Origin of the sequence: Streptomyces sp. NPDC001502, assembly GCF_042894785.1 — a bacterium.
In the GTDB taxonomy this organism is placed as follows: Bacteria; Actinomycetota; Actinomycetes; order Streptomycetales; family Streptomycetaceae; genus Streptomyces; species Streptomyces kutzneri.
Genome location: NZ_JBIAVW010000031.1, coordinates 13,417 through 31,497, shown reverse-complemented (window position 1 = coordinate 31,497; position 18,081 = coordinate 13,417). Strand labels below are relative to the sequence as shown.

Below are 18,081 nucleotides of genomic sequence, written 5' to 3'. Positions count from 1 at the left end.
CTCACCGTCGCACTTGTCCGAACGGGAAATCCAGCTGCCCACCGGCTCATATCGGGGGTCATTCCCACGAGGAGACGACCTGCCTACCAGCAATTGGCCCGAAAATGCCCAGTTTTAGGGCTGCTCGCCAGGTAGTGGAAGGCGGAACTGAATGACCCTCGATATGAGCCCCCGCGCCTCTGGCCCGACCGATGGCGGCAGGGCAGGCTGGTGATTCGACGTGCCGGGGCGTCGCCCCTGTCAAGCAGATGGAGGCACCCCCCATGAGCACAGCAGCCCGGCTCGCGGCGCCCGTGTCCAAGGGCGACCGGATCGGCATCGTCACCCTCTCCGCCCCGGAACCCGCCGCCCAGTCGGACGTCTTCGCCCGCGGCGTCCAGGCACTCGCCGGCCTCGGCTACGAGCCCGTCGTGGGGGCCCACGCCACCGGCCGGTCCGGATACCGCGCGGGGACCGCCGACGAGCTCCTGGACGACTTCCACCAGATGATCGCCGACCCGTCGATCGCCGCCATCATGTGCGCGGGCGCAGGAAGAAGCTCCGACCGACTCCTCGTGGGCCTCGACCTCCCGCTGATCGCCATGAACCCGAAGCTGATCGTCGGCGTGAGCGACCCCAGCCTCCTGCTGACCGCGATCACCTCACCCACCGGCCTCGTCACCCTTCACGGGCCGTCGGTGATGTGGGACCTTGCCGACCCGGACGCACCCTCGGAGACAGCCGAGCACTTCACCGCGATGCTCTCCGGCCAGAGCACCGCCGCCCGGGTCGATACGCCACTGACCTGGGCCCGACCGGGCAGCGCCGAAGGACCACTGATCGCCGGCTGCCTCTCCTCGCTGCGCTGCCTGCTCGGCACCCCTTGGGAGCCCCGATGGAACGGCGTGATCCTGGCGGTCGAGGATGCCTTCAAGCCCACGGACCTCCTCGACCAGACCTTCACCCATTTCCGGGACGCCGGAGTTCTCGACAAGATCGCTGGCCTGGTCGTCGGGGAGAGCGTTGGCTGCGAGCCCACCGCGGGCATCACGGTTGGCGACATGATCGAGGACCTGAGCCGCGAGTACGGCTGGCCCCTCGCCCAAGGCCTTCCGTACGGGCACACCCCGCGCAAGTTCACCCTTCCCGTCGGCGCCATGCTGCGGATGGACTCTTCCGCCGAGCACCCGCTCACCTTCGTCTCGCCCTGGGTTACCGCACCATGAAGCGGCGGCTCATAGTCCTGCAGCCGCAGTCGCCATGCCGTACCCGCTCGCGGCGCCCGTCCCTCTCCAGCGGGCTTCTTACACCTCGCGCCGACGCGGCTGGAGCGGTTCTGGAACCTCGTCGGGTCGGTGGATGCGCTCTCCCGCCGGAGTCAAAGGAGACCGCTGGAGCAGCCCGCCGCGGAGCCGCAGGGCCCGTGGGGGAACTCGGGTCAGCCGGTGGTGTTGTGCTGCGTGTCCGCGACCTGCCCCAACCAGGGCACCGCCTCGCCGCGGCAGGACTGGTTGACCGGAGTGAGACCTTCGCCATCGGGCTCGTCGAGCGCCGGAATGTTGACGCCCATCCAGGTGTCGCCGTAGTCGTAGGCCGCGATGTGGGTGCCGCAGTTGGCGCAGAATCCGCGCTTGGTCTTGCCCGGGTACGTGTCGTACCAGGTCGGCTCGCCTCCCTCTCCGGTCCATTCGAAGCCGTCGAGGGGGAATGCGACCCACGACATCATCGGGGCCCCGCCGCGCTTCTTACAGTCCCGGCAGCTACAGGTATGGGGGTAGTCCGGACCCCCCTTGGCTTCGAACCGGATCCGCCCGCAGTCCTTGTGGCACCCACCGGAGCGGTGCGCGGCGACGGTGTCGGAGGTAGCGCTCAACTCAGTTCATCTCCCCTGCCTGGCAATCGAGTTCAGTCCGACAGCTTGTCATCTGGCTGCGGCCGGCAGCGGTCCGTGCCACCTTCCGTCGAATGCGAACATACGTCCGGCGCTCGATACCGCGTTGAAGGTCGCAACCGATTTTCGGTGGCCCACCCCCGCAGCGGTCATTTCCGGCCAACCTCGCACGGCCGTCGGTCCGGCAGGTCCCGCGGCCGCCGGAAACGATCACGGGCGGCGCCTGGGAGGCGGGCTCGACGAGGTAGGCCAGATCCGGCTGCTCCGACTCGGAGCCTGCGCTCTACTCGCCCCTCCAGTTCAAGCACCTCCCGTCTCGCCTCAGCCCGTCGCGCACGCGGGCTTCCTCGCCATGCGCCGGAGGGTGGCTGAACCGCCTGTCCAGCACGTCGACCTGAAGAGGAGCCAGCCGATGCCGAGGAGCCGCCTGGGCGGTAGAGCCTGATCCCATCACCTGCCCCGCTGCCGCAGGCCGGGCGGGGCCATTGGCAGGCCGCCCCCGGCGAATCGCCCACCTGATCGAGATCTGCGGGGCAGCGCAAGCCCCTGATCGGGTGCCACGGCCCGGCAACCACTCGAACGCGTGAGTTCAAAAGCCATCCGACAAGCCGCTCCTGCCCGAGACGCGAGATCCGCATTCGCGTTCGAGACATTCGCCCTTCCGAGGCCGTTACGGCCGTCGATTCGAGGCGTTCTTGGAGCACCAGTGCCATCCAGCCGCCCAGATGGAGGACACGTGAACGCCGAACCCGCTCCCGCCTACCGCTCTCTCAAATTCGAACAGCGGCGGGGCTTCTCGCCCACCTCCCAGTCCCGGGAACCCCATCAGCCCGACAACTGCGCGCGCGGCGCGGCACGACGGGATACGAGGTGCACAGCATGAGCGAGAGCGCTGATACAGCGGCCGGGAATGTACCCGGCCCGCGGTCCACCGAGCTGCCGCTGCCTCCGGCGACGATGCCGGCAGGGCCGGAGGACGGGGACATGACCGAGGGCCTGGAGGAGGCGTACTGGTCGGTTCATGACGGCGCCGCCGCTAGCGCCACCGTGCGTCAGGTCCTGGCCCGGCTGCCCAAGATCACCGCCGTCATCGGCCGGCTGGCCTGGCAGGCGGACCGCCGCTCGACCCTCATGGCCGTCCTCTGCCAGCTGGGCTCGGCGGCCATGGCCGCCTTTGGACTGATCGCTTCGGTCAAGGTCCTCCAGCACCTCTTCGCGGAAGGTCCCACGCCCGACCGCGTGCGCGCCGCGATCCCCCAGATCCTTGCCGTTGCGGGCTTCCTCGCGGCGCGGGCCCTGCTGGAGGCAGCCGTCGCGGTGGCCCAGGCACGCGTCACTCCCAAGATCCGCACCGCCCTCGAGTGCGAGTTCCTCCACCTCACCGCGCACGTGCGCCTCGAGGCGGTCGAGGATCCCGACTGGCACGATGAGGTCCACCGCGCCAACGACCGCGGGCTGTTCTACGCGCGGATGATCGTCGGACAGGTCGTCTCCCTCGCCTCCGCGGCCCTGGGACTGATCGGTACCGCCGGCGTGCTCGGTGTCCTGCACCCCGCGCTCTTACCCCTCCTGCTGCTGTCGGTCCTGCCGGTGGGCGCGGCCGCCGTGCGCAGCGCACGGGCCCGGTTCAACTCCTTCAAGCGGTGGAACGCACTGCAGCGCCGGGTCCGGGTGTTCTCCTGGCTGCTGCTCGACGTGGACGCGGCCGCCGAGCTGCGCTCCGACACGGCCCAGGGCGCGCTGCTCGACGAGCACCGCCGCCTGACCACCCGAATCGCCGAGGAGGACACCCGGCTCGGCGTGAGCTCCGCCGTGCTCAACCTCGCCGGCCGTACCGTCGGAGGGATCGGGACCGGCATCACGTACGCGGCGCTGGCCGGGATGCTGATCGCCGGCTGGCTGCCCCTGGCCGCCGGGGCCGGGGCCGTCCTGGCGATCCAGGCGGGCCGCGCCTCCCTGACCCAGCTCATCGAGGTCGGACACCTCGTGTACGAGCATGCCTTGTGGGTCGATGATCTCCTCGCGGTCCAGGAGCGCAGCCGCCGCCTCCTGCCGCGGGCATCCGGGGTGCGGGCACCGGAGGAGGTGCAGGAAATCGTCGTTCAGGACGTCCACTTCAGCTATCCCGGCAAGGACACCCCGGCACTGAACGGGGTCTCCTTCACCCTGCGTGCCGGGGAGACGGTGGCGTTCGTCGGCCTGAACGGGTCCGGTAAGTCGACCTGCGCGAAGCTCCTGGCGGGCCTGTACGAGGCGCGGCAGGGCAGCGTGAGGTGGGATGGCGTCGACGTGCGGGAGATGGATGCCCAGTCCTTGCACGAGCGAGTCGCCTGCGTTCTGCAAGAACCGGTCCGGTACCCCTTCAGTGCTCTGGCCAACATCACCGCCGGGGTCGGCAGTCTGACCGAGGCCGATCCGGAGCGGGTCATGGCCGCCGCTCGGGCTTCGGGTGCCGACAAGGTGATCGCCGCGCTCCCCGGGCAGTGGCAGGCGACGCTGTCCAAGCGGTTCAAGAAGGGCCGCCAGCTCTCCGGCGGGGAGTGGGCCAAGATGGCCGTCGCCCGCGGCCTGTACCAGTTGGCGGTTCTGGTTCTCCTGGATGAGCCCACGGCCAGCATGGACCCGCCGTCCGAGCACGCCGTGTACGAGGCCGTGCTGCGCGGCCGGTTGCGCAAGGACCAGATCACGGTGCTGATCTCCCACCGACTCGCCAGCGTCGTCGACTGCGACCGGATCCTCGTCTTCGACAGCGGCCGCATCGTTGAGTCCGGCTCCCACACCGAGCTCATGGCCCTCGGCAGGGACTACGCCGCGATGTTCACCCTTCAGGCCAGCGGCTACCACCCCGGCACCAGCACCATCGACGAGGCAGCCCGGTGAACGCCTCCCCCATCACGACCACGCACTCCACCCCCACCGAAGGCGAGAAGCCCTCCGTGCCACCCAGCCACGCCCACATCCGCAAGACCGTCGAGGCGTATCTCGCCAACCACCCCGACGAGCGGGACACCCTGGTCGGGCTCCTGTCCGCTCTGGACCACCCCGACCCGACCAGCCGCACCACCCTGCCCGGCCACGTCACGTGCAGCGCAGTTGTTATCGACCGCAACCGCCATGTCCTGCACATTCTTCACCGGGTGACCGGGCTGTTTCTCGTTCCGGGCGGCCACATCGAGCCCGGTGACCGTTCCCTGCTCGCCGCGGCGCTGCGCGAGCTCTCGGAAGAGGCCGGGATCCCGGCCGACGCCCTCACCCTGACTCCTCACGCCCTCGGCGCACCGATCGACATCGACGTCCACGACATCGACGCCAACCCGGCCAAGGGCGAGCGGGCCCACCGGCACTACGACTTCCGCTACGCCTTCTACCTCGCCGACGAGCAGCCGCCGGAGATCGTCCTGCAGGACCAGGAAGTATCCGGCTCCCGCTGGGTGCCGATCACCGACATCACCTCGCTGACCCTGCGCGCCAAGCTCATCGACGAGGGACTCGACGGCCAGCCGGAGCCAGTGAACGCCTCCGCGTTGATCCACAACGGGGCCGGGTCCTACCTGCTGCATCTACGCGATGACGTTCCAGGAATCTGGCAACCATGGTCCATGGCCCTGATCGGGGGCGGCCGCCAACGGGGCGACCAAACCCTTGAGGGCACCCTGCGCCGTGAACTGTCCGAGGAGGTCCCCGGGCTGCGTCTGGAGGCTGTGGAGCCGTACGCCGTGGAGGAGGCCATCAGCATCGACGGGCTGCGCGTGCCCATCAGCGTGTTCAGCGTCGAGTGGAACGGCAACCCCGACCAGCTCGAACTCCGTGAGGGCGTCCTGCTGTGCTGGTTCAAGCCCGACCAGCTCGACAGGCTGCGCCTGAGCCCCGGACTCGCCGACCTGATCCGCCGCCACGCGGCCGAGCACCCGGAAACGGCCCGGCCGGGTGAGGCAGCGCCGGTATGGGACGGGGGCAGCCGGACCGTGCTCAACGGCATCGGCGTCCACCTCCACCTGGAGGACGAGCACGGCCGTGTACTCCTCGGCCTGCGCCACCCGGACGTCACGTACGCGGGGAACGAGTGGCACTTCCTCGCCGGGAGGTGTGAGCAGGAGTCCGCGGTCACCTGCCTGGTGCGCGAAGCCCGCGAGGAAGCCGGGCTCGTCATCGACCCGGCGGACGTGAAGCTGGTGCACGTCGTGCACGTCGTCGACACCCCTGGCGGACAACCGCTGATGCAGATGGTCTTCCAGGCCGATCGCTGGGAGGGAATCCCCGAGCTCCGCGAGCCCGACAAGTGCCTGGCCTGGCAGTGGTGGGAGCGGGCGAACCTGCCGGAGCGGCTCGTCCCCTACACCCGCGCGGCCATCGATGGAATCACCGCCGGCCGCCACTACACCGAGCTGGGGTGGGACCGATGACCGCGGGCGGGAGCCCCGGCCGCCGCAGCCACCGGGCACGTCGATGCTCTGGCTGCGGGCACAGGTCCCAGCGCCCGGCCCGATGTGTTCGCCCGGAGAACGTAGAGGGGATGGTCCGTGACCACTGCTCATGACCCCTCCACCGCCTCCGCGTCGTTGTGGCGGCACCGCGATTTCCGCCGGTATCTGACCGGGCAGAGCGCGAGCGTTGCTGGCAGTTCGATCTCGACCGTGGCACTGTCGGTCCTGGCCGTGAACGGTCTGGACGCCACAACCAGCCAGGTGTCCGCGATCGCGTTCCTCGGCCAACTCCCCCCAGCCCTCCTCGCCTTGACCGCAGGGGCGTTCGCGGACCGGTACGCCAAACGCACACTCATGATCACCGGCGACCTGGTCAGCGCCGCCGCCCTCGCGACGGTCCCGGTAGCTGCGGCCACCGGGACGCTGACTCTGGGCCACCTCATGGCCGTCGCCACAGTGCAGGGAGCCGCCGGCGTGGTGCACGATGCGGCGGCGATCAGTCTGCTGCCCAGCCTGGTCGACCGGTCGCTGATCCAGCGCGGCAACAGCCGCGTCGGCGCATTGTTCGCGGTGTCCGCGACCGGCGGCAGTAGCCTCGGCGCGGCCCTGACCGCACTGCTCGGCCCGGCCCGCGCCCTGCTCGGCGACGTCGCGTCCTACCTGTTCAGTGCCTGGTGCACGGCCAGGATCCAGACCCGCGAGAGCGTGCCGCCGCCGGCCGCGCGGCGCCGGCTGCGCACGGAGATCGCGGAGGGCTGGCGGTACGTTCACGGCGACCACCGCCTGGCGGTCCTCACCTGGGTGAACGCGACCACATCACTGGCACTGGCCATCCTCAACACCCTATGGGCCCTGTACCTGCTGCGGACCTTGGAGATGGCCCCGACAGTGTTCGGTGTGGTGCTGGGCTTCGGGGCGCTCGGTGCGGCCGCCGGAGCCCTGTCCGCCCCGGCCATCGCGCGGCACGTCGGGCCCGGTCCGATGATGCTCGGCGCGCTCGCCCTCACCCCGCTGACGCAACTCCCGCTGCTCCTCGCCTCCCCTGGCACCGGCTGGGAGGTCACCATCGGCGCCACCCTGTTCGTCCAGCTCGCGTGCGCTGGCGCGGCCGGAACGACCCAGCGTTCGATCAGGCAGATGATCACCGACCGGAGCATGCAGGCCCGCATGCAGTCCGTGAGCACCTGCCTAACCTCCGGAGCACGGCCGCTGGGCGCACTGCTCGCCGGAGCTCTCGGCACCTGGGCCGGAGTCCGGCCCGCCCTTGTCACCGGTGCGTTGCTGCTCGTCGTCCCGTTCGTAGTCCTTGCTCGGTCTCCGCTGCGTGGCTTGCGGCAAATGCCCTCCGCCGCCCCTCCTGAGACTCCCGGAGCACCAGTTCCCGCACCCGGACCGGCGCCGACCGCAGAGGCCAACCGGGAACGCTCGATGGACGGAGGGACTCCATGACCGGGCAGACCAGCCAGAGCACAGGCCCGGCGCCCGCCGGCGCGGAGGTGAGCCTGGGCTCCGCGGCCAGCCGGGCGCGGATGGTGAACGGGTTGGAGGAGGCCGGCGACCTTACGGCCGGGCCGGTCCGGGACGCGCTGCTCGCGCTGGCGCGCGAGGTGCTGATGCCGCAGGCGTACGTGCGCCGCTCGGGCCCGGACGAGATGCCACCGGTCTGGGAGTTGTTGGACTGGACGCGGGCCGAGGATCGGGAGGAACTGCGGGAGCTGCTCCACAGCGGCGGCAGCGTGCCGGTCCAGCACGCCGGCGAGGCGATCCTCGGGCGGGTGCCGGGCCCCCGGTCGGGGGGTTCGATGACCGCGATGTCGAGCACCATGGGCATGACGGCACCCCTCCTCACCCTGCTGGACCTCAGTCCGGGCCAGCGGTTCCTCGACGTCGGCACGGGCGCCGGGGTCACCGCTGCGGTCGGCTGCTTCATCTGCGGCGACGCGGGCGTGGTCACCCTCGACATGGACGCGCACGCCGGTGACGCCGCACGCGTCCACCTCGCCGACCTCGGCTACCGTCCCGCGGTCGTCACGTGCGACGGCCAGGAGGGCTGGCCCGGCGGGGCGCCGTACGAGCGGATCCTCGTGTCCTTCGGCCTGCCGTATGTCCCGCCGGCGTTGATGGCGCAGCTCGCGCCCGGTGGCCGCGCGCTGATGACGGTGAGCGCGACCTCGCCGTCCTGGCCCGGCCTCGCCGTCATCACCAAGACCGCGGGCGGACGGGTGGAAGCCGAGCTGCGCGGGGTGGAGTTCGGGCACCGGGCGGGCGCCGGCTTCGACCAGGTCTTCCTGCCGGCAGCCTTCCGCAACCGGATCGCCACCGAGGAGGGCCGGTGGACGCAGATCAGCCGCCTGGAGCCGCCCCAGATCACCGACCGGGGCTTCTGGACGGCGTTGGGTGCACTGCGGCCGGGCCTCGTCCGGGACTTCGCCGCCGACGGCCTGACCATCGGTGCACCCGGCTGCGGATCGTGGATGCGGGCGCGCCCGGCCGGACACCACCGCTGGGAGGTCGCTGTGGCCGGCCCCCGCGACATCTGGGACGAGCTCCATACCGTCGCCGCCCCATGGCGTTCGGCTGGATCGCCCGCCGGCTACCGCATTCAGTTCGACGCCGACGGTACCCAGCGGGCGACCACCCGGTGCAACACCCTCACCTGGACGCTCCCCACCACGCGACCCACCCCCGGAGACCCCACATGACCAGCCGCTTCAGCGAACCGGCACCCGCCACCGGCCCGGGAGAGGCGCTCTTCGGGACGGCGGCCGCCGACTACTCCCGCTACCGGCCCGGCATCCCGGACGCCGCCGTATGCCTGCTCGCCGCGACCCTGCACGGCGTGTCCGCTCCCGCGCTCCTCGACCTCGGGACCGGCACCGGTCAGGTGCCGCGCGCCCTGCTTCCCGCGCTCCCGCGGCTCGCCCGCATCGACCTGGTCGACGTCAATCCGGCCATGCTCGACCAGGCCATGTCCGACCTCCAGCCCCTCCTCGGAGGCCGCACGGCCACCGCCTTCACCGGCCCCGCCCACACCTTCACCCCGCAACATGCCGATGACCGTGCCGATTTGATCACCTGCTGCCGGGCCTTCCATTGGATGGACCGCCCGGCCGTCCTGGAGATGGCTGACCGGGTGGCCGCACCGAACGGCGTCGTCGCCGTGATGGGCGACGGCAGCCTGTGGACCCACACCGCCGACTGGACCACCTCCCTGCGCGAGCTGATCCAGACCTACCTGGGCGAGCCCCGCCGGGCGGGAGCCACCGGCACCTACACGCAGCCTGCCCGCTCCTACGAGGACGACCTCGCAGGCTCCCCGTTCAGCGACGTGCACGAACACCGGTTCCCGGTCACCCGAGCCTGGCGGGTCGAGAGCGTCATCGGCTACCTCCGCAGTACCAGCTTCGCCCGGCCCGACCATTTCGCAGACCGGCGTCAGGAGTTCGAGGCCGAGGCCCGGCACCTGCTCGCCGCCCACGCCAAGGGCGGGATCTTGCGCGAGGACGCCGTCTTCACCGTCCTGACTGCCCGCCGACCGGGATGCGCCTCATGAGCGGCGAGCAGCGGCACCGCGTGCCGGTCGATGTCCACCTCATCTTGATCCGCGACACCGACAAGGGGCCCGAGGTCCTGCTCTCCCGACGTGCCGGAGACGTGTACGCCGCTGGCATGTGGCACCTCGTCTCGGGTCATATCGACGGCCCCCACGAGGACATGCTCACGGCCCTGATCCGGGAGGCCCATGAAGAGGCCGGGATCATCGTCGACCCGGCGCACGTCCACTACGCGCTCACCGTCCACCACCGTGGTCCTGGCGGGCGCAGCCGCGTGGGGGCATTCTTCGAGGTCAGCGTCTGGGAAGGCGTTCCGTCTGTCCGTGAGCCGGCCGTCTGCGATGCCATGGGCTGGTTTCCCCTGAACGCTCTGCCGGATCCGATGGTCGCCTACTGCCGCGCCGGGCTGGACACCTACCTGGCCGGGGAAACCGTGGCCATCCACTTCCAGGAGCCCGGGGACCCGATCGCCTACAACCCGGCCCTCGACCGTCGCCGCCCCCTCACCCACGCCCTCGGGCCAGCCGGACACCACGGGCCCGAGAACGCCGTGCGGGAGTTCGCGGAGCAGACCGTCGGACGCATCCGAACCTGTACGGACGCCTCCTGGCCCCGGCAGACCAGCCGCGTCTGGCGCGTCGACGGCGAGGAGGGCGGCGTCTGGTTCGTCAAGGTCCATCAAAACGACCGCTTCCACCACCGTGAAGTCGAGGCCCGCAGGAGTTGGGTCACCAGCTTGGGCGCGGCCGCACCTCGCCTGGTGGCCGCCGATCCGGCGCTGCGCTCCGTCGTGATCACCGCACTCACCGGCCGGCCTCTGCACGGCATGGCCCTGGACCCGGCGACCGAGGCACAGGTCCAGCAAGGTCTGGGCCGCCTCGCCGCCGCCCTGCACCGCGCTGCTCCCGAACAGCCCGCCGGCTCCTCCCCGGCCCTGGGCAAGGTCGAGCGGCACCTGAAAGCGGCCGGACCGTACCTGGCCGTCGGCGACGAGGATCTGGTCCTCGCCCTGGCCCGCGTGTACGCGGACCTGCCCGCGCCTTCCGCAGTGCCGACACACGGGGATCTGCAGTACCGCAACGTCCTGATCGGAGAAGACGGCGGGCCGCGACTGCTGGATTTCGAGCGCTCCGAATACGCCAGCGCCACCCGGGACATGGTGCGGCTCTCCGACACCTGGACCGGCCGAGACGACCTCCGGGCCGCATTCCTGAAGGGTTACGGCCGACTGCTCGACCCGGACGAGGAGCTGCGCCTTGACTGCGAGGCGGCCTTCGACGCGGTCTCCGGCATCGCGTACAGCATGGCCCACGGCGACCCCGAGGTCACCGAACGCGGCCGCCTTACCCTGCTGCGCCTCCACACCGCCCGCCGCGTCTAACCCCGCTCAGCACCGTATTCGAGGAAGGAGCACGGTATGGCCCAGCCCCGCCTGGCCACTCCCGCCGACGCGGCGGAGATCTCCCGCCTGCGCTCGGAGAACATCCTGTCCGAGCCGCTGGATACGCTCTGGCTGGCCCAGTGCACCGACCAGCTGACCGTACGGCTCGCACCCGGAGGTGACGCGCGCGCCTACGTGGTCGAAGCCGTCGAGGGCCGTCTGGCCAGCTGCGCACTCGGGCTCGTCCACGCGGTCCTGCCCGCCCCCAAGTACCCCAAGGGGCTGGCCGTACGGATCCACGCGGTGGCCACCGACCCCGAGTACCGGCGCCGTGGCTACGCCAAGGCCGCGCTCGCCGCGCTCCTGGATCACCTGGAAGCCGAGGGGGTCACGCTCTACGAGCTGTACGCGAGCGAGGGCTCCGCCCCGCTCTACGCAGGGCTCGGTTTCGCGAGTGATCGGGCGCTGATGCGTATGACGCGTTTCCCCGCCCTGTCCGACGGGAGGACGCCGTGAGCGGGACATGGATGCCTCCAGAGGAGTTCGCCGCGACGCTCCCCAAGGCGACGGTCTTCGGCGCGATCTTCTTCACCGACGAGGCCGACCGCCCCGTCCATCTCCGCGCCACCTACACCACCACCCATCCGTGGCAGTGGCCGGGCGGGATCGCGGAAGCCGGGGAACGGCCGTGGCAGACCGCGGTGCGCGAATGCCGTGAGGAGACCGGGCTGGAGATGGCCGGACCGCCGCGGCTGCTCGCCGCTGTCTTCGGACTGCCCGGAGCGGCATGGCCACTGAACACGGTCGGGTTCGTGTTCGACGGTGGCCGGCTCACCTCGGCGGAGCTCGAAGGGATCGTGCTGGACCCGGCCGAGCATGGCGAGGTCCGGGCGCTTGCAGTAGCCGACTGGGAACCGCTCATGCCCGGCCGGGACTTCACCCGCCTCCAAGCGGTCGTGGCGGCCCGGGAGTCGGGCGTGCCCGTGTACTTCGATGCCTGGGACTGGGAGGCGTAGATGAGCGTCGTGCTGATGTCCGATCCGAAGGTGGCCGCGATCCCCGTGGCCGACAACGGCGAGCGGCTGATCGACATTCGCGCCGGCGAGCACTTCCTGGTCGACGACCGTCGCTGCGACACGGCAGGCGCCTTCTCCCTGCTCCGCTCCGGCGTCGTGGACCGGATCCTGCACGCCCAGGAGGTGCTGCCGGACGGACTGCGCCTCCTACTCGTCGAGGGGTACCGGCCGCCAGACCTGCAAAAGCAGTACTTCCAGCAGTACACCGATCAGCTCCGGGCGGCCTACCCGTCCTGGACGGAGGAGGAACTCCGGGCCGGGGCGAGCCGGTACGTCTCACCTCCGGAGATCGCCCCGCACAGTGCGGGCGCGGCCATCGACCTGACCCTCGTCGACGCGGAGGGCTCCGAGCTGGACATGGGCACCCGCGTCAATGCAACCCCTGAGGAGAGCGCGGGCGCCTGTTACACGCTGTCCGACACCATCACCCGCCAGGCCCGGCTGCACCGCACCGTCCTCAGCGATGCCCTGACCGGCGTGGGCCTCGTGAATTACGGAAGCGAGTGGTGGCACTGGTCCTTCGGAGACCGGTACTGGGCGCTGATGTCGGGCCGCTCGAGAGCCCTGTACGGACCGACCGTCCCGCACCCGGCCTGACCGTCCTGAACATCCTGCCGAAGGAGCCCCCGCACATGAGTGCCCCACCCACCATGCAGGCCTGGCACGACCACTACGACCGCGGCCGTGACTTCAAGCCGCTGACCGACGACGAGAAGACCGCCCTCCGCCACCGCCTGGCACGCCCCCAGGGCACGGTGGATGCGACGGCCCTGGACGTCGGCTGCGGGACCGGTGAGGTGGCCCGGCTGCTGGCCGATGCGGGTTACCGGGTCGACGCGGTGGACTGGGCCGAGGCCGCCGTCGAGCGCGCCGGAGCCAACTCCTCGCAGGCCATCACCTACCACCAGCTCGACGCTACCTGCGGCGACCTCGCCTCCCTCAACCCGGGGGGCGAAGGGTTCCGGGTGATCACCCTGCGCCGCACCCTGGCTCGCCTGCCCGATCGGACCCGCACCGTCGCCGAACTCGCAGCCCTCCTTCAGCCCGAGGGCACGCTGTGTGTGATCGCCCCGCACGCCGACCGATTCCCGGAGAAGCTGCGCGGGATCTGCCTGGACGAGACCGAGATTGCCCTGCTCTGCGATGGCTGGGAGCACATCGAGCGCGTCGAGGCCGGCGACTCCACGGTCCTGCTGCTGCGAGGCCCGAAGACCGGAGCCGTCGCTTACGGGGAGAAGCGGACACCGACGCCGGCCGCGATGGCCGGCGTCGCGGTCGTCGTCACGAACACCCGCGGGCAGCTTCTCCTCGGTTGGAACAGCGCCCGGACCATGTGGGAGCTCCCTGCCGGGAAGGTTGAGCCGGGTGAGCCGTTCCAGGGCACGGCGGTACGGGAGTTGGAGGAGGAGTCCGGGCTTGTCGCGCTCCCGGAGGCGGTGGTGCTGCTGGGGACCCTGTGCGACGCCACCCACGGTGGCTTCACCCGTGTCACCGAGGTCGCCCGGATCACCGACTTCCTGGCCAGAGTCCGATCTCGGGCAGCAGCACGGTCGCCCACTCCCACCCCGAGCGGCGTGTCCTCACCGTAGGGAGACGTGGGATCCGCACTCAACGAAGTTGCGCCTAATTGCGGATTCTCATCCAAGGGAGCCGATCGCGGCCGTGATCAGTGCGCGGGCGCTGTCGCCATAGACCGCCATGTCCGCCAGGCCGGCGAACGCCTGAGCGTAGTCCGCGAGTTCCCGGGGCTGGGTGATGTTGACCTCGGCGGTCAGGGTCTCAACGGCGGCCTGGCGGTCATCGAAGAGGTAGAACGCCTCCAACGGCCAGATAGTGCGCTGTGTGCTGGCCGGGATGATCCCGAGGGAGACCGAAGCGAGCGGCTGCACGTTGAGGAGGTGCCGGAGCTGGGCGGTCATCGTGTCGACGTCGCCGATCCGCGAGCGTAGGACCCACTCCTCCATGAGCACAACGAAGCGGTGGCCGCCCTCGTAGAGGAACCGGCTGCGGGCGACGCGGGCGGCCACGGCCTCGGTCACGTCGTCAGGAGTGCCCTGGAAGGTGGTGATACTGCGCATGAGCGCGGTGGCGTACGCGGGGGTCTGAAGGTAGCCGGGGACCACGTTGGAGACGTAGGTACGGCAGATTCGGGCTTGCCGATGCCGGTCCGACCAGTCTTCCTGGGCTTTGCGCATTCCGTTGCGGTGGAGGCGCCGCCACTCCTGGTACATCGAATCGACAGCGCGGGCGGTGGCGATCAGGTCGGCCGCCTGGTCGTCGGAGTCGGTGGCCGCGCACCAGGCGCGGATGTCCGAGTCCGAGGCTGCGATCTCACCCTTTTGAAGCCTGGTCGTCTTCGCGGGATGCCAGCCGCACCGGGCGGACAGCTCCCGCCCGGTGAGACCGGCGTCCTTGCGGAGGTGGGACAGACGCATGGCCAGCGCTTCACGGGCCGCCTGCGCGCTGGATGACGGGGAAGAGGCCATGGGAGGTGGGTCCGGTCGGAGTCAGACGGTGTACTGCTCGTGAGGGGTGCCGCGCTCCCACACCGTCTCGAAGGCGTCGGTGACGAGCTTGACCACGGAGGGCTCCTCCGTGAACTCGTGGCCGGCCCAGTCGCCTTCACCCGTCCAGAAATGGAACATCACCAGGCGGCGATCGATCAGCCACAGGTCGTTCCCCGGCAGCGCGATGTCCGACGCCCGCCGACGCGGAAGCCAGCGGACCTGTTCCCCGGCCTCGATGTTCATCGGGGTGACGGCGTGTTCCCAGCGGATGTAATCGGTCACCGGCTCAGAGACGATCCGCGCCCGCCGCATGACCACACCGCGGCCGACCGTGTCCCGGACGATGCCGAGCCACTCGGGCGACCATCGCAAGGTGGGGTCGAGGTCGACGTGGCCGGTGCGCTTGAACTCTTCGAACTCCTCGGCCTCGTCGCCGACTCCGTACGTGTCGCGCATCTCCAGGTGGACCGCGCTGTGCTCAGCCTGCCTCATCAGTGCGGCGAAGTCCGGAGCGTTCTGCGACATCACATGCCTCCCTCAAAATCGGAACCAGCCGGAACGGGACCCGCACCGGCGTCTCGCCCTCAGGTACGCCGACGGCATGCCCGGCGACCCACTCGGTGGACGCGACCTCGGCCGTGCGGGCCGGGTCGAGGTTCCACCCCTGGATGACGAGTTCCTGTTTCTCCTCGTCAACCCAGACGGTGGGGGAACCTCCGCCGCCAGTGCTGGGGTCTATCCCAACGAACCGTAGCGCCATGACGATCTCCCCTGTCCAGTGAGTTGCGCGTATTTGCGTGTGACGCTCGTCCACGGGCACCCGGGCGTCAAGGGCGGGAACCGGTCATGGTCCGGGGCGCCGGCCAGTGCCGGACCGCGCTGAGAACCGGAAATGAAGAAGCCCCCGCCCCGGATCTGCTCCTCGGCCTCGTTGAGGAACCCGGTCCAGTCCGGACCGGCCGGGTCGGAGGTCAAGGTCTCCGTCAGCCGCGCTCGCGGGGATGTCGAGGGGCACCATTCCAGTTTGTCCACGTCGCGGGCCGCCCCGAAGCACCGGATGTCCTCAGCTCATGCAGCCTCGTAGCTCATGCGCAGCATGGGCTCCGCCCGTCGCAGATCGCGCTCCGTCCGGAGGCGGACCTCCAGGTCGCCTGTGCCGTGGTGGCCGACCGTGCTGACATCCCGGGTGAAGCCCGGAGCGAGGTCGATGCCTTTCGGGCTCACCCGAAGGGTGACGACAACCTCCTGCTGGTGGGCATGGCTAACGCAGGCAAAGTTACGCAGGCGCCGGTAGGCGCGGTACTGCTTGCGATCCACACTGCTCACGTCGTCGCCGAACCCCCTTACCAGCTCGTCGAGCATGCCGCGGAGGTCAGCCGTACCAGCGCCACGCGGTCCGATCGGCGCACCTTGCGAGGGGCGCCTCCGCCCGCCCCTCGCCGGCACACCTGCCGTCACCTTCGCCACCGGCTCGAGGGCAAGCAATCCGCTGCCGAAGTAGTTGTAGCGGACCAGGTCGATGGTGCGGCGAATCTCGCGTACAGCGTGGAGGTCGTAGCGGGTGAAGCCTTCTGCGATACAGATCAGCCGGGGGCTACTCCACAGCACCTGGGCTGCTGAATCCGCCCCGAGTTGCTCGCTGACCAGATGCTGGAACTCTGCGCGGTGATCGGTCAGCCAAGCGAGGTAGAAGAGGCCCTGGTTGATGACGCCGGCGTCACGCCCACGCTTGTACTCCACTACAACAGGAGACCCGTTCTCGTCGATACCCAGCGAGTCGATCCGGCCTCCGTGGACCGGCCCAGTGCTGTACTCGCTCGCCAGGAACCGCACCCCCAGCATGGCCTCCATGTTCGCCTCAATCACGTCCTGCAGGTCGCGCTCCACCTCGGCCGAGCGTGCTGCGATCTCCGCCGCGCTCCCCCCAGTCACGTCAAACAGTCTCAGCCCCGACACCTCCCCCTCCTCTTCTCCGTACACGCCAGAACACGACCGGCCCTGAGATTGTTTCCGGAGGGCTCTCCGGGGATGTAAGAGACCTGGCACACGCCTCTTACAGGAGGCCAAAGCAGCGCTCCTTTGGTCCACTTCTGTCACCTGGTTGAGTGAAGTTTCACGCCGTCAGCAACTGCCCGTCTCCCTGTTCCTGCAGGTCAGCACGGCGCCACAACGAAATCAGGATCCCTCTCGGTCCCGGCTTACCGTGGCATGATCCTGCGGCACAGAGAGCTCTGTCGTGGTCACTCAGTGAAGTGAGATGGGGTCTGATGGCGCTGCCGTCTGACACATTGCCATTCCACCGTCGGGTCTTGATCAGCGCAGCTGTTCGAGCTGGATATGCTCACACCTGCCGATACGAGGAGCCCGCTGCCCGCCGCGAGATTGCTCGCATGACGGGTGTCGTGATGTCCGTCTGCGGCCCGGGACGAGGTCCGACCACTCCGTCCATGTTGATTGACGCACTACACCGCCCACTTGAAGAGATCGCACCCGAACTCTTCTCCGACGTGGCGGTCCGGGGATTGACGATCCTCCAGAATGGCGATCTCAGCGACGACGTCTACAGCGAAGGCTGTGAAAACATCGTTGAGCTCCTCAGCGGTGGCGTGGACCCGGCCCGCGGGTGGTTGCCCACATGGGCCTGGATGCATGCCGAGCTGGTCGAGAATGAAGCCTTCCGGCGTATCAATGAGGGTGCGAACGAGGACGAGTACACAGCACACCGTTACTTCGTGGTGAAGAATCCGGCTGGCGCAGAGAGGCAGTTGGCCCAACTCCGCGGCAGCCGGGCCCGGTTCTTGAGTCTCGTACCCCTGAGCCGCGTCGTCATGAGTCGCTGGTGACTTTTGTGCATGCCCGTCTCGACGAAGACGAGCAGGGCACCAGTGGCGACGGGACCTCGTGGCGGCATCACCCGCCCCGCAGCGGCACCGTCATCGACGATCATGATCAGCCCGTGGTCCACGCCCAGCGGGACATCGCCACGCACCTGGCCACTTGGGACCCGCCGCACATCTGGAGCAATCTCGAGTCCCGCCGTCTGGTCGTGGACCTCTATGAGGCCGCCGACAGCGCTGCGAAGGAAGCCCTGCGCGACGCGGTCAGAGCGCTCGCGATGGCCTACCGAGACCACGTTGATTTCGATCCGGCCTGGCTGCTGCGGGAGTGGTGAACACCAACGCTGGCAGGAGCGATGCCGACTGCAACCTTCGGTGCGGCCCGACACCACGCACAGGACCAGCAGGACTTGTTAGAGATCTACCGTTCGA

At 69.7% G+C, this 18,081-nt stretch carries 18 protein-coding genes; 13 read left to right on the top strand and 5 right to left on the bottom strand.

From position 1 onward, the window contains the following. Nucleotides 1-263 precede the first annotated feature (263 nt). The gene (locus tag ACFY0D_RS35985; RefSeq protein WP_390802111.1) at nt 264-1,205 is read left to right on the top strand and encodes an LD-carboxypeptidase; all 942 of its coding nucleotides are present in this window, start codon (nt 264-266) and stop codon (nt 1,203-1,205) included. Nucleotides 1,206-1,417: 212 nt separating this feature from the next. On the opposite strand, the gene ACFY0D_RS35980 is transcribed toward ACFY0D_RS35985, so the two are convergent. After that, on the bottom strand, nt 1,418-1,852 hold the full coding sequence (locus ACFY0D_RS35980; RefSeq protein WP_390802110.1) for a GFA family protein: 435 nt from the start codon (nt 1,850-1,852) through the stop codon (nt 1,418-1,420). 897 nt (nt 1,853-2,749) lie between these two features. Here ACFY0D_RS35980 and ACFY0D_RS35975 point away from each other — a divergent pair. The 10 genes from ACFY0D_RS35975 (at nt 2,750) to ACFY0D_RS35930 (ending at nt 13,894) form a co-directional block, all read left to right on the top strand. Then, nucleotides 2,750-4,750: an ABC transporter ATP-binding protein gene (locus ACFY0D_RS35975; protein WP_390802109.1), complete on the top strand. Its 2,001-nt coding sequence runs from the start codon at nt 2,750-2,752 to the stop codon at nt 4,748-4,750. Beyond that, the gene (locus ACFY0D_RS35970; RefSeq protein WP_390802108.1) at nt 4,747-6,273 is read left to right on the top strand and encodes an NUDIX domain-containing protein; all 1,527 of its coding nucleotides are present in this window, start codon (nt 4,747-4,749) and stop codon (nt 6,271-6,273) included. Before ACFY0D_RS35975 ends, ACFY0D_RS35970 begins: the two co-directional genes overlap by 4 nt. Nucleotides 6,274-6,390: 117 nt before the next feature. Beyond that, nucleotides 6,391-7,743, top strand: coding sequence for an MFS transporter (locus ACFY0D_RS35965; RefSeq protein ID WP_390802107.1), 1,353 nt, complete (start codon nt 6,391-6,393; stop codon nt 7,741-7,743). Continuing rightward, entirely contained in the window at nt 7,740-8,996 is a 1,257-nt protein-coding gene (locus tag ACFY0D_RS35960) for a protein-L-isoaspartate O-methyltransferase (RefSeq protein WP_390802106.1), read from the top strand. Before ACFY0D_RS35965 ends, ACFY0D_RS35960 begins: the two co-directional genes overlap by 4 nt. Then, nucleotides 8,993-9,847: a class I SAM-dependent methyltransferase gene (locus ACFY0D_RS35955; RefSeq protein ID WP_389810907.1), complete on the top strand. Its 855-nt coding sequence runs from the start codon at nt 8,993-8,995 to the stop codon at nt 9,845-9,847. The genes ACFY0D_RS35960 and ACFY0D_RS35955 overlap by 4 nt, the downstream gene beginning before the upstream one ends. After that, the gene (locus ACFY0D_RS35950) at nt 9,844-11,229 is read left to right on the top strand and encodes a phosphotransferase (RefSeq protein WP_390802105.1); all 1,386 of its coding nucleotides are present in this window, start codon (nt 9,844-9,846) and stop codon (nt 11,227-11,229) included. Before ACFY0D_RS35955 ends, ACFY0D_RS35950 begins: the two co-directional genes overlap by 4 nt. A 36-nt stretch (nt 11,230-11,265) precedes the next feature. Further along, on the top strand, nt 11,266-11,745 hold the full coding sequence (locus ACFY0D_RS35945; RefSeq protein ID WP_390802104.1) for a GNAT family N-acetyltransferase: 480 nt from the start codon (nt 11,266-11,268) through the stop codon (nt 11,743-11,745). Continuing rightward, nucleotides 11,742-12,245: an NUDIX domain-containing protein gene (locus ACFY0D_RS35940; RefSeq protein WP_390802103.1), complete on the top strand. Its 504-nt coding sequence runs from the start codon at nt 11,742-11,744 to the stop codon at nt 12,243-12,245. Before ACFY0D_RS35945 ends, ACFY0D_RS35940 begins: the two co-directional genes overlap by 4 nt. Beyond that, entirely contained in the window at nt 12,246-12,902 is a 657-nt protein-coding gene (locus ACFY0D_RS35935) for a M15 family metallopeptidase (RefSeq protein WP_390802102.1), read from the top strand. It abuts the gene before it with no gap. Nucleotides 12,903-12,937: 35 nt separating this feature from the next. Further along, nucleotides 12,938-13,894 carry an NUDIX domain-containing protein gene (locus tag ACFY0D_RS35930; protein WP_390802101.1) on the top strand — a complete coding sequence of 319 codons (957 nt, stop codon included), beginning with the start codon at nt 12,938-12,940 and terminating at the stop codon, nt 13,892-13,894. A gap of 48 nt (nt 13,895-13,942) precedes the next feature. On the opposite strand, the gene ACFY0D_RS35925 is transcribed toward ACFY0D_RS35930, so the two are convergent. The 4 genes from ACFY0D_RS35925 to ACFY0D_RS35910 all read right to left on the bottom strand — a co-directional run bounded on the left by ACFY0D_RS35925 (nt 13,943) and on the right by ACFY0D_RS35910 (nt 16,768). After that, the gene (locus ACFY0D_RS35925) at nt 13,943-14,791 is read right to left on the bottom strand and encodes a Scr1 family TA system antitoxin-like transcriptional regulator (protein WP_390802100.1); all 849 of its coding nucleotides are present in this window, start codon (nt 14,789-14,791) and stop codon (nt 13,943-13,945) included. A 21-nt stretch (nt 14,792-14,812) separates the two neighbouring features. Then, a complete protein-coding gene (locus ACFY0D_RS35920) occupies nt 14,813-15,337 on the bottom strand; it encodes a DUF6879 family protein (protein ID WP_390802099.1) in 525 nt (174 codons plus the stop codon). Then, nucleotides 15,291-15,572: a hypothetical protein gene (locus ACFY0D_RS35915; protein ID WP_390802169.1), complete on the bottom strand. Its 282-nt coding sequence runs from the start codon at nt 15,570-15,572 to the stop codon at nt 15,291-15,293. The genes ACFY0D_RS35920 and ACFY0D_RS35915 overlap by 47 nt, the downstream gene beginning before the upstream one ends. A gap of 308 nt (nt 15,573-15,880) precedes the next feature. Beyond that, complete coding sequence (locus ACFY0D_RS35910; RefSeq protein ID WP_390802098.1) at nt 15,881-16,768, bottom strand: DUF5655 domain-containing protein; 888 nt, start codon at nt 16,766-16,768, stop codon at nt 15,881-15,883. A 311-nt stretch (nt 16,769-17,079) separates the two neighbouring features. On the opposite strand from ACFY0D_RS35910, the gene ACFY0D_RS35905 reads away from it, so the two are divergent. Next, nucleotides 17,080-17,655, top strand: a complete 576-nt coding sequence (locus ACFY0D_RS35905; RefSeq protein ID WP_390802097.1) for a hypothetical protein — start codon at nt 17,080-17,082, stop codon at nt 17,653-17,655. Further along, nucleotides 17,652-17,984 carry a DUF6221 family protein gene (locus tag ACFY0D_RS35900; RefSeq protein WP_390802096.1) on the top strand — a complete coding sequence of 111 codons (333 nt, stop codon included), beginning with the start codon at nt 17,652-17,654 and terminating at the stop codon, nt 17,982-17,984. Before ACFY0D_RS35905 ends, ACFY0D_RS35900 begins: the two co-directional genes overlap by 4 nt. Nucleotides 17,985-18,081: the final 97 nt, after the last annotated feature.